This window comes from Bacteroidales bacterium (assembly GCA_023228145.1).
Taxonomy (GTDB): domain Bacteria; phylum Bacteroidota; class Bacteroidia; order Bacteroidales; family CAIWKO01; genus CAIWKO01.
Window position 1 is genome coordinate 126002 of record JALOBU010000006.1, and the last position, 12326, is coordinate 138327.

Annotated in this window: 9 protein-coding genes and 2 rRNA genes; 8 read left to right on the forward strand and 3 right to left on the reverse strand. The window is 37.9% G+C overall.

The annotated features are described in order from the left end of the window. Positions 1-50: 50 nt before the first annotated feature. The 8 genes from M0R16_04790 (at position 51) to M0R16_04825 (ending at position 9671) form a co-directional block, all read left to right on the forward strand. Positions 51-1247 carry an isocitrate/isopropylmalate family dehydrogenase gene (locus tag M0R16_04790; GenBank protein ID MCK9612199.1) on the forward strand — a complete coding sequence of 399 codons (1197 nt, stop codon included), beginning with the start codon at positions 51-53 and terminating at the stop codon, positions 1245-1247. Between the two features lie 84 nt (positions 1248-1331). After that, on the forward strand, positions 1332-1892 hold the full coding sequence (locus M0R16_04795) for an HDIG domain-containing protein (protein ID MCK9612200.1): 561 nt from the start codon (positions 1332-1334) through the stop codon (positions 1890-1892). Between the two features lie 91 nt (positions 1893-1983). Continuing rightward, positions 1984-2352: a four helix bundle protein gene (locus tag M0R16_04800; protein MCK9612201.1), complete on the forward strand. Its 369-nt coding sequence runs from the start codon at positions 1984-1986 to the stop codon at positions 2350-2352. Between the two features lie 98 nt (positions 2353-2450). Further along, positions 2451-4256, forward strand: a complete 1806-nt coding sequence (locus M0R16_04805; GenBank protein MCK9612202.1) for an aconitase/3-isopropylmalate dehydratase large subunit family protein — start codon at positions 2451-2453, stop codon at positions 4254-4256. 12 nt (positions 4257-4268) lie between these two features. Beyond that, positions 4269-5408: a hypothetical protein gene (locus tag M0R16_04810; GenBank protein ID MCK9612203.1), complete on the forward strand. Its 1140-nt coding sequence runs from the start codon at positions 4269-4271 to the stop codon at positions 5406-5408. Positions 5409-5576: 168 nt separating this feature from the next. Continuing rightward, positions 5577-6590, forward strand: coding sequence for a PorP/SprF family type IX secretion system membrane protein (locus M0R16_04815; GenBank protein MCK9612204.1), 1014 nt, complete (start codon positions 5577-5579; stop codon positions 6588-6590). Positions 6591-6607: 17 nt separating this feature from the next. Further along, positions 6608-8920, forward strand: a complete 2313-nt coding sequence (locus M0R16_04820) for a DUF1573 domain-containing protein (GenBank protein MCK9612205.1) — start codon at positions 6608-6610, stop codon at positions 8918-8920. A gap of 4 nt (positions 8921-8924) precedes the next feature. Continuing rightward, on the forward strand, positions 8925-9671 hold the full coding sequence (locus M0R16_04825; GenBank protein ID MCK9612206.1) for a M15 family metallopeptidase: 747 nt from the start codon (positions 8925-8927) through the stop codon (positions 9669-9671). Positions 9672-9737: 66 nt separating this feature from the next. Here the strand turns inward: M0R16_04825 and M0R16_04830 are convergent, their stop codons facing one another. The 3 genes from M0R16_04830 to M0R16_04840 all read right to left on the reverse strand — a co-directional run. Then, positions 9738-11657 (reverse strand): putative porin, encoded by a 1920-nt coding sequence (locus M0R16_04830; GenBank protein MCK9612207.1) that lies wholly within the window; start codon positions 11655-11657, stop codon positions 9738-9740. Between the two features lie 116 nt (positions 11658-11773). Beyond that, positions 11774-11885, reverse strand: a 5S ribosomal RNA gene (gene rrf, locus M0R16_04835). Between the two features lie 69 nt (positions 11886-11954). Further along, a 23S ribosomal RNA gene (locus M0R16_04840) occupies positions 11955-12326 on the reverse strand; the annotation flags it as partial.

Genomic DNA, 12326 nt, shown 5'->3' on the forward strand with positions numbered 1-12326 from the left:
AATAATTTTGTTAAAAAATTTGAACATAAACACACATAAAACAAATATTTATGGCAAAAAGAACTATTGTAGCAATGCCGGGCGATGGCATTGGAAATGTTGTACTTGAAGAGTGCATCCGTGTATTAAACGCAGCAGGTTTTGAGGCAAACTATGTTAAAGGCGATATCGGCTGGGAATTCTGGTGTAAGGAAGGGAATCCTTTACCCGACAGAACACTTAAACTTATTGAAGAACATAAAATAGGTTTATTCGGTGCAATTACATCAAAACCAAAAGATAAGGCTATGGCAGAATTGTCTCTGGAACTGAAAGACAAAGGGTATGTGTATTACAGCCCGATAGTTACCATGCGACAGAAATTCGGCTTGGATATTTGCATGCGCCCTTGCCAGACACTGGTGGGTAACCCCTTGAATTATGTACGCCGAACCGCAGATGGCGGTGTTGAGGAACCGGTGGTGGATTGTATGATATTCCGCCAGAACACGGAAGGCCTTTATGGAGGCGTTGAGTGGACAAATCCTCCTGACAATGTGTATAATGCACTGATGTCACACCCTCGTTTTAAGCCAAACTTTGAATGGTGCCCGAGAGAAGAACTGGCTGTCTCAACACGTATTACAACAAAAAAATTCTGTACCAGAATCATTAAAGCTGCTTTTGAGTATGCAAAAAAGAGAGGTTTTGACAAGATAACCCTTTGTGAAAAACCGAATGTGATACGCGAAACATCGGGCATGATGCTGAAGATAGCCCAGGATATGAGCAAGAATGAATATCCCGGAATCCGTGTTGAAGATGTGAATATTGATGCCATGATGATGTGGATGACCAAAAACCCCGAAAATTATCATGTAATTGTTTCCGAAAATATGTTTGGAGATATTGTTTCCGACGCATTTGCCGGGCTGATTGGCGGTTTGGGTTTCGCTACTTCTGCTCAGTTCAACCCCGATAGCGGCGTTGCCGTTTTTGAACCCACTCATGGCTCTGCTCCTAAATATGCTGATTTCAATCCTTCAATTGTGAACCCTGTAGCTATGGTACTTTCTGCGGTTATGATGCTTGAGCATTTGAATGAAAATGAAATCGCAAACCGTATCCGCAAAGCTACTGAAGATGTTGTTGCAGAAGGTAAAGTTCGTGCTTACGACATGCTGAAGATGAAAGGCACCCAGAATGTAGTCAATCAGGGCGCTGCTTCTACAAAGCAAATGGCAGACGCAATTATTGCAAAACTTTAATCATTCCTTTTAAAACAAACAAAGGCTGTTCGTGATGGAGCAGCCTTTTTATTAAAAAAGTTGTAATAACCAAAAACTAAAGTTATGATAAAACCTGAATTTATTGAAAAAGCAAAACAACTTTGGCCGGAGTTGGAATGGATTCAAAATGCCGACCTCCGTGAAAAAACTACTAACACTTGGGCTTTGGCATTGCAAAAAAGCGTTCTGACTCCTGAAGATTTGAAAACAATCCCGTTTACATTACTTGCAGGGCCATATTTAAAAGTATCTTTTATGGATCATAAAAGAGCCGTTGTGCATATTACAAAAGATTGCGGGGAGCAGATGAATAAATTTTTTAAAACGGATTTGCCCGTTAACATGGACGTGCTGATTGCCGGTGCGATTTTAGCTGACGTGGGTAAGCTTCTGGAATATGAGATGAAAGATGGAAAATCTGTTCAGGGAAAATACGGAAAATACCTTCGTCATCCTTTTAGCGGAGTATCATTAGCAGAGCAGTGCGGCGTTCCGGCCGATGTTTGTCACATTATTGCTACTCACGCCGGCGAAGGCGATATGGTGAAAAGAACCACCGAGGCCTTTGTAGTGCACCATGCCGATTTTATGACTTTTGAGCCGTTTAAGGATAGGTTGAAGTGATTGTTTAGCTTCTTATTTTTATGTGTAGTTAAATAGTCAAATAGTTACTGGTCAAATAGTCAAATAGTCAAATAGTTTAAGCCAATTGCTTATGAGTAGTATAGAAGATTTGGAGGTTTGGAAGCGTACGAGAGAGCTAAGAAAGAAGATTTCTATTCTAACAAAATCATTCCCAATAGAAGAGAAGTACAAATTAACTGACCAGTTATTGAGAGCATCAAGGTCTTGCACAGCAAATTTAGCAGAAGGTTATGGTAGATTTCATTTTCAGGAAAGCATTCAATATTGCAGGCAGGCACGAGGTTCTCTGTACGAAACCATTGACCATATTACATGTGCCTTTGATGAAGCATACATTGATAAAGAAATATTGAAAGATTTAAAAAATGAAATTTATAATTGCATCAAAATACTTAATGGTTATATTCAATATCTCAAAAATAAAAAGGAAAACTACTAAAATGCTAAATTGTCAAATACTAAAATTACCCCTATTTGACCAGTAACTATTTGACTATTTGACCAATAAATAAAAAATAATAATTAATATTAAACAAAATGACAATAATAGAAAAAATCCTCGCAAAACATTCCAATCAGAAATCAGTGAAACCTGATGACATCATTGATGTGTTTATTGACACCCGCGCAGCACGAGATTTCGGTGGCGCTAACGTGGTAAAAAATCTTCTCGATAATGGACTTTTCGTTGCCGATGCATCCAAAACAGTGTTTACATTTGATTGTAACCCCGGCGGTTCCGACCAGAAATACGCTGCCAATCAGCACTATTGCAGGCAATATGCCCGCGAAAATAATATCAAAGTGTATGATGTGGATTCCGGTATTGGCACGCACTTGGCTATTGATAGCGGCCTGGTGTGGCCGGGAAGCACTTTTGTTTCGACAGATTCTCATGCCAATATTATGGGAGCCTTGGGTTCTTTTGGCCAGGGCATGGGCGACCAAGACATTGCTGCAGCCTGGGCAAAGGGTTATGTGTGGTTTAAAGTGCCAAAATCTGTAAAAATTAATTTGTTGGGCGAAAAACCCTCAGGAGTCAGTGCAAAAGATATCGTGCTCAATCTTCTGAGCATTTTTGGGGCTAATAAGTTATTGGGTTGTTCTGTTGAAATATTCGGAGAAGCGGCAGACAAACTAAGCTTGGATGAGCGCATCACTATTTCATCTATGGCTACAGAGATGGGCGCTATCATAATTTTCTTTACACCGAATAAAGAAATTATTGAATATTTTGAAAAAATAAAAGGGCAAAAGATAGAGCCTGTATTTGCTTCTGACGATGCTGTTTATGAACAAACTTTTGATATTGATATCACGAAGTTTATGCCTATGGTTGCCAAACCCGGCCACCCACATGATGATACCAGCGTGGAATCAGTAAAAGGAACAAAAATAGACTCTGCTTTTATCGGGAGCTGCACCAACGGGCGTATTGAAGATTTGCGTGTTGTTGCAAGTATATTAAAAGGTAGAAAAGTTGCTCCGGGTGTTGTCCTGAAAATAGTTCCTTCAACCGATGCCATTTGGAAACAGGCCATGGACGAAGGTTTGATAAAGACATTCAAAGAGGCGGGGGCGCTTGTTTCCAATGCCGGATGTGCAGGATGTGCTGCCGGGCAGGTAGGCCAGAACGGCCCGCAGGAAGTAACTATCAGCACCGGAAACAGAAATTTTGAAGGCAAACAGGGGAAAGGATTTGTATATCTTGCTTCACCGGCGGTAGTGGCTGCTTCGGCTGTTGCCGGTTTTATTACAATTCCCGGGCAGTTACCGGAAAAGCCTGCTGTGTTCGAAAAACTGGGTATTCTGCAACCAAAAGAAAAACTAACAAAAGATGGAAAAGCAGAAAAACCAAGTATTGTAGAAGGCAGAGTATGGATAATTAAAAAAGACGATATTGATACCGATATGATTTATCATAATCGTTATTTAACTATTACCGACATTAAAGAGATGGGGCAATATACTTTTGATAATTTGAAAGGGTATGAAGATTTTGCAAAGAAAGCTCATGCAGCAGATATTGTAATTACCTCTAAAAATTTTGGTGCAGGAAGTTCACGGCAGCAAGCGGTTGACTGCTTTATTTCACTTGGTGTTTCCTGTATTCTTGCCGAATCTTTTGGTGCGATATATGAACGCAATGCCATCAATGCAGCCTTTCCTATTTTAACTTATAATCCGGAACTTATTCAACAAATTGACTTGAAAGATGGAGATACTGCACGCATAGATTTTTTGAGCGGCGAAATAACAAACCTTGCAAACAACAAAAAAGGGCAAATAAACAAATTTTATGATGCCCAGTATCAGATTTACAAAAACGGTGGGCTATTGTAGAATTTTTGCAAGATGTTCGATTTATCAGCCTTACCGAACGAACTGAAAAAAAATCTCATAACCTTTTTTAAAGGTGATTATAAGACACCAGTTGTTGTAAGTAGTAAAAATCAGATTAAAAAAAACTTCGGGTTTTTTCTGAAACATTTTGGATTTGAAGCACATCATGTTTTTTTTCCAGTAAAAGTTAATCACCATCCCGATGTTTTGAACTCTTTGAATGAGCTGAATTCCTCATTTGAAATCGCCTCGCTTGGAGAATTGGAAATATTAAAAAAAATAAAAATTAATCCTGAAAAAATTATTTTCAGCAACCCTGTAAAAATAAAGGAGCAAATTGCAGAAGCAGTAAAATATGGTATAAAAACATTTGCTTATGACTGTGAAAGTGAGTTAAAAAAAATTGCTGAATATGCTCCGGGTTCAAACGTGTATTTGAGGTTATCAGTGTCAAACACAGGGGCTGAATGGGCGTTGAGCAATAAATTTGGTGTATTGAAAAAAAACGCTGCCGAGTTAATATCTTTAACTAAGAAGTACGGGCTTAATGCTTGTGGTATAGCATTTCATGTGGGTTGGAATAATACCAGGCCCGATACTTTTCTGAAAGCCTTAATTGATGTGGATAAAGTATTGCAGGAAATAATTTCAACGGATATTAAAATTGGATTTATTAATATTGGAGGAGGTTTCCCTGCCCATGGACTTAAGCAATATGAGTTTTTAGAAGCAATTTCTTCTAAAATTGCTCCGGTTATCGAAAAGATGAAGAGTAAGTATGCCGTTACAATATATGCCGAACCGGGCTCTTTTATTATTGCTAATTGCGCCGTGATGGTTTGTTTAGTTATTGATGTTATAAAAAGAGGAACACGAAACTGGATTTTTGTTGACAGCGGAATATTTCAGGGGTTTCAATGGATTATGGGTGGTTTGAAATACAGGGTAATTTATCCTTACAAACAAGAAAAAAAAACCAAACTGCAATCATACACAATTACCGGCCCCAGCTGCGACAGCCACGATATTTTTACAGAAGAACTGTTGCTTCCTGATACAATAAAATCCGGTGACTTATTACTGATTTATCCTGCCGAGCATATATTAATTCTGCAAAAGAATATAATGGGTTTGGATATCCTGAGATGTTAGTATTCTAAATCGTTTTATTTTTTTGTTTTTGTTAACTACTATTACTGAAAACAAAAATATCATGGATTTTAGTTCAGATTAATTCATAAAACATAAATTTTTCTAAAAGATTTATTAATTTTACATAACACTTAAAATTTTAATTTCGTTTACAAAACGATATTATTTGTGAAAAATGTGTTTTCCATATTGTTCCCTATAATGATTTGCATATCTGCATTAGGTCAGGACATTCACTTTTCACAATATTATGCGGCTCCTTTAGAACTTAATCCGGCAAATACCGGGTTGATAAGAGGCGCTTTCAGAATAGGTGTTAATTCTAAAAATCAATGGAGTTCAGTTACAAAGCCTTATCAAACTATAGCGGCTTATTTTGACATGCCGGTTATCAAAAGAAAGTATCGTAAAGATGCACTGGGAGCAGGATTACTTGTGAATGCAGACATAGCCGGAGATTCAAAATTCTCCACTATAAATGCAGGATTATCAATTTCTTACATAAAATCCATTTCATATTTAAACAATAACTTTTTGTCCATAGGCATTATGCCTATGTTTGTGCAAAGAAGCATTGATTTTTCAGAGTTGAATTTTGATAATCAATTCAATGGGAATTATTTCGACCCGAATATTAACCCAAATGAGCCGACAGGGAAAAAGAGTTTTATTTATTTTGACATGTCGGCAGGCATACACTGGCATTATATTCCCAACGATAAAACTGCATACAGCGCAGGGTTTTCTGTGGCTCATCCCACACGGCCTAAAATGACGTTTTTAAATAATAATGAGATACGGCTTGATATAAAATACATTACTTATGGGGATGCTCAGGTAACTATTGCTCCCGATATCGATTTGCTGCCTTCGCTGATGCTGGTTTCACAAGGTCCTTTTTTTGAGTTAGTTTCCGGAGTTATGCTGAAATATTCCCGGGGCGAATATTATATTGAGAGAAAATCATTGAATTTTGGGCTCTATGCACGCTATGCTGATGCTATCATTGTGGTTGCCGGCTTTGAACTGAAAAACATAAACTTTGGTGTAAGCTATGACCTTAACTTATCAAAACTTAGAGTTGCTAGCAAGGTTAGGGGAGGACTCGAGTTTTCAATAAGTTATATTTTTGATAAAAACAAGTATAAAAGAAACAAGCAGATACCTTGTCCTATTTTTTAAACATGATAAAACTAATAATGAGATATAGACTTTTTCGGACCGGTTTAATACTGCTTTTTTTGTTTTTATCTTCCGATGTTTTTGCACAGAATTATCAAGAAAGTATTAAAATTGCCGATGAGGCTTACGGGGAAAATGATTTTTATACTGCTTCCGTGTATTATAACAATGCCATGTGGCATGACTCTTCCGACCTGAAAGTGGCTTTTAAATGTGCGGAATCATACAGGCTTTTCAACAATTATGAACAGGCAATGCGCTGGTACCGCTATGTGCTGAATAATGACACCAGAAAACAATGGCCTCTCTCAAGATTCTGGCTCGCCATGATGCAGAAATCATTAGGGCAATATGACAAAGCATTAATAAATTTCAGAGCGTATTTTAATGAAAATAAAGACAAAGCGGATACTTATTATATTGACAAATCAAAAGTTGAAATACAAGCATGCCAGGAAGCCCCCGCAATGTTGGCACAAAAGAAAAATGTGCTTATAGAACATTTGAATGAAAGCAGTATAAATACTTCTTTTTCAGAGTTTAATGCTGTGCAACTGAGCGATACTGCTTTAGTATTTTCAGCATTAAGGCCATTAACTGCCGGGGATTTTGATACTTATATCCCCAGTGCTTACCTGTCGAAAATATATATTACACAAACAACCGTGGCGGGGTGGGGGAAAGCCGGCGAACTTGATGTTAAAATCAATGACAAAAAAAATCACAATGCGAATATTTGTTTTTCGGACGATTATACAAAAGTTTTTTTTACACGTGCAAAATCAGATGAAAACAAAAATTTAGTTTCGGAAATATATTATACTGAATTTAAAAACAACAGCTGGCAAAATGTTAAAAGGTTGTCTGATAAAATAAATGTACAGGGCTATACTTCCACACACCCTCATTATGCTGAATTTGACGGTTTTGATATTTTATTTTATGTTTCGGACAGGCCCGGGGGAATAGGGAAACTTGATATATGGTATTGTATCATCAAGGAAGGAAAATATCAGGACCCTATAAATTTAGGAAGCATAATCAACAGCCCGGGAGATGATATCACCCCTTTTTATTATAAGGAAAATCAAACACTTTATTTTAGCTCCGACTGGCACAAAGGCCTCGGAGGTTTCGATATTTTTTATTCAAAAGGATTGTATAATTCATGGACAAAACCTGTTAATATCGGTTATCCTGTTAACGGCGGCTGTAACGATTTATACTTTGTTGTGAATGATATTGATAAGGATGGCTTTCTTACTTCCAACAGGCCGGGCTCATTATCAATAAAAAGCGAAACATGCTGCTATGATATTTATTCTTATGAGTGGCAGGATACCACCACCATAAAAACTGAAGTTCAGCCTGCACCGGACACAGTGAATATTGTTGAGAATATCAGATCAATGCTGCCACTTACACTTTACTTCCATAACGACGAACCTGACCCCAAATCAACAAATACTTCAACGAAAAGGAATTATCAAACTTTGCTCGGAGAGTATTATATGATGAAAGATATTTACAGTGATGAATATTCAAAAGGTTTATCAGGCAGCGACAAGACAAAAGCACAGAAAAATATTATTGATTTTTTTGAAAACTATGTAGCACAGGGCTTTACGCAATTAAAATTGTTTGCAAAATTACTTCATAGCGATCTGCAAAGGGGAAATAGTGTTAAAATTATTATTAAGGGTTACTGCAGCCCACTAAATACCACTGAATACAATCTAAACCTATCCATGCGAAGAATATCTTCCATAGTAAATTATCTGAAACAGTATTACGAGGGTGTTTTGATGGAATATATAAATGGTACGGCCGGGAACGGGGCCAAACTCACTATCGTGGAAGAACCGCTTGGAAAATCGACAGCCAGCCCGCTTGTGAGTGATAATCCCAACGACAAGCGCAATTCCATATACAGCAGGGCAGCAGCATTAGAGCGAAAAGTTCAGATAATATTATATGAATCAGAAAATGCGGATTTGCCTGCTGGTAAAAAACAACCTGAAATAGCTTATAAGGATAGTATATTGGATTTCGGGAACATAAAGCAGGGAGAAGAAGCTATGATTTATACTAAATTCAAAAATACAGGTACAGCGGCGCTGATGATAAGTGGGGTGGAAACCAGCTGCGGATGTATAATGGTGGATTGGCCACGAGATGCTTTTGCCCCGGGTAAAGAAGGAGAATTAAAAATATCTTTTAATACAAATGAAGACATGGGGGTATATAATGAATTAATCACTATTTATACCAACACTGCAAAGGGAAAGTATGTTTTCCAGGTCAAAGCTGTTTTGAGTTCGAAAAACTAACATTGTGCTGCATAAAATTAAAGCCATTTTTCCTATTTGTTTTCTGCTTTTTATTTCTTGTGTATTTGAGAACAAGGAAACAAGTACTGATGTATTTTCATCTGCGGATACACTTAAGCCTTTGAAGAGTCCCGAAATCGTTACAGACTTCGAAAAACAGATGATACAACTCGGTATGGTAAACATTAATGATATTGACAGTAGCATTGTAATTGAAATAAAATATTCTACAGACGATAATTTTTTTAAAAAGGATATCTATGGCTCTTTCGATAAAGCGTACCTTCAGCCCGATGTGGCTGAGAAACTTGCAAAGGCCCAATCATTTCTCAAAGAGTTACATCCTGATTATTCATTAATAATTTATGATGCCGCCCGCCCGCTGATTTTTCAAAAGATGATTTGGGATTCGTTAAAAATGCCTGTCCGAGAAAAAGGTAAATTTGCCTGCAACCCGAAGAACGGTTCTCTTCATAATTATGGCGCTGCTGTGGATGTAAGTATTATTGATGAAAATTGTGAAGAACTAGACATGGGTTGTCCATTTGATTACTTTGGAGAACTTGCCTATCCTGTCTCAGAAAATAAATTGCTTTCGGAGGGAAAACTGACGGAGCAACAAATAAATAACAGGAAATTACTCAGAAAAGCGATGCATAAAGCAGGATTCTTCAATATTCAGACGGAATGGTGGCACTTTAATTCGTGTAGCAGGGATGTAGCCAAAGAGAAATATAAGATAATTGAATGACAGTGTATAAAAGCTCAACTAACTAAAATGTTAGTTACAATTTTGTTAGCAATATCTAAGAAAATCTTAATCGTGAAACAGCCAGCTCACCCCGAATCTGAACAGCCGGTCGGACATGGGGTAGTGGGGTACTGTAAAATTGTCATAGCCTATCCATCCGCTCAAAAGGTTGCTGAGTTTTAAAAATATTCTCAAACGTTTGGCTTTCAGGTTTAGGAAAACATCCATATTTAGGTAGTTGCCCACTTTACGTTCATTCTGCAGATGAAAACTCATAAGTGCCGGCTCATAAGCATCGGCATAATATTTTGTATTGTATTGTAAATCAATACCTACATGTAAGAGCAGCGCTTTTTTAAACATGGGAGTGATAAAGTAATATGACTGGTAGGCGGCGAGCATAGGAAGTCGCATAATGTTCGGTTCATCAGTATATTGAAAAAGCACCTTGTTGTCAATACCGAACTTCCAGAAAATAAAAAGTTTATTAACAAAAGCCGAAACAACATTGATGCCTGAGTTCAGATATTGTCTTGGCCTTGCATTTTCATCCAGGTAAACATAATTAAAAAGATTGTAATAATTAATTCCTGCTCCAAGATTGCGGTACGAATAATTCAACCCTGCGCTTAAAATTTTTTGTTTTAGGAAGTCATAATCCCAGTGATAATATTTAGAATAAAAATGCTCGTAAAACCATGGGGCATTTGTTTCGGTATAAGAAACGTCAGCTTTTAAAGTTCCATAATACTTTCCGCTCAAGTTGAATTGATACGCTCCCAGCCCTTTAACATTAAAACTGTTTTGATAATCTCCCATGGCTATGTATTCGCCGGATGTTTCAATAAGGAAGTTTTTAAAAGGCTTCAGGCTTATGCCGGCGGAGGGTTTCAAATTCACCAGATAAAAGCTACCATTAAGTTGTCGAATTTCGGTGTAGGAGTGGTTGATGTTTATGAAATACCTTAAAATACGGGTTTTGTTTTTGCTGTTGGTTTCAGTATTGGTCCACCCGAGGGTGTTTTCAATTTTAAAGAACCAGACGGAATCGTTTACAGTTGTTGTATCGTTAGGTATAAGCGGGTAATAGGCAAGATTGGGATTATTATCCTGATACAGCAAGGTCTGCTTGCTGAACTCAAAAGTATGGGTAAATCTTCCTGCATTAAATGGCTTCCTGATTCGGGTACTGTCGTTTTTTCTATATCCGCTGTCGCCTGTAATATTTACGTATTGTTTAAGTATAACCGTTGATTCTTTCCATTTGTTTTCGGCACCCCTCAGATAGATGTCGAACAATCCCGACTGTCCGTTTTTTCGATAGTTTAAATAAGCGGTATCATCTGTAATGCCACCGTTTTCCTGGGCTTTGGTTCTGTTAAAGATATAATCCACAAACACACCGTAGCGTTTGTTTTTTGTCCAGTAATATGTAAAAACAGAAAGTGTATGGTCATTGATTTTCTGGTAATAATTGTCTCTGCCGGGAGAGTTAATGATACGGTAATCCACACCCATATGTACCATATTTTTCACATGATGGTAATGAGTAACACGAAACAATTGTTCCCGCTTCATGCCAAGTACGTATTGCAGGTCGGTGAAGGGACGCAGGGAATAATAATGTTTAATATTGTCTTTGCTGAAAGCGTATGCATCCCAGGTTTTTAAACCATAACTAAACCCACAGTAATTGTTGGGTATAAAAACCATGCTGGCAGCCGGAACGCCGGTGTTGCCCGTGTTAGAATTAAAGAAAATTGATTTTTTCAGAGGGTCATAATGCTGGAAGTTATACGTATTTGTATCTATTTCATGGGCATTAACATAAGGGGTAAGCGTTGTGTCTATTTTGTCGATGCTGAAGTATTTAACTTTTATAGAATCCAGTCTGGATAGGGTAGAGGTGGTATCTTTTGTTTGCCCTAATGATAAGCAAGGCAGGCTTGTAAAGGATAGCAGTAATATATACTTAAATATCTTCATGCACAGCAAAAGTAAGAAAAAAAGGCTGAGTAATTTTTAAGAGGTTAAAAAAAACGATGATATGAAAAAACTCTAATAAAAAAACCCCGAAGTTTTCACTACGGGGTTTAATTAAAATTTGGCAACGACATACTTTCCCAGAACTAAATCAAGTATCATCTGCGCTAGTGGGCTTAACTTCTCTGTTCGGAATGGGAAGAGGTGAACACCACTGCTAAAGTCACCATAATATCTTAAATAGGGAATAGACAATATGGAAAAGAAAACACAATAATGAATGAGAAATCAATAGACTCTCTGACAGAAAGTTACGGATAATTAGTACCGCTTGGCTTTGACATTACTGCCTTTACACCTGCGGCCTATCAACGTGGTAATCTTCCACGATCCTTAAAGGAAGTCTCATCTTGAGCTGAGTTTCGCACTTAGATGCTTTCAGCGCTTATCTCATCCGAGCGTAGCTACTCTGCGATGCAGCTGGCGCCACAACAGATACACTATAGGCTCGTCCGACTCGGTCCTCTCGTACTAGAGTCAGGTGCTCTCAAACTTCCAACGCCCACAACAGATAGGGACCGAACTGTCTCGCGACGTTCTGAACCCAGCTCGCGTGCCACTTTAATCGGCGAACAGCCGAACCCTTGGGACCTTCTCCAGCCCCAGGATGTG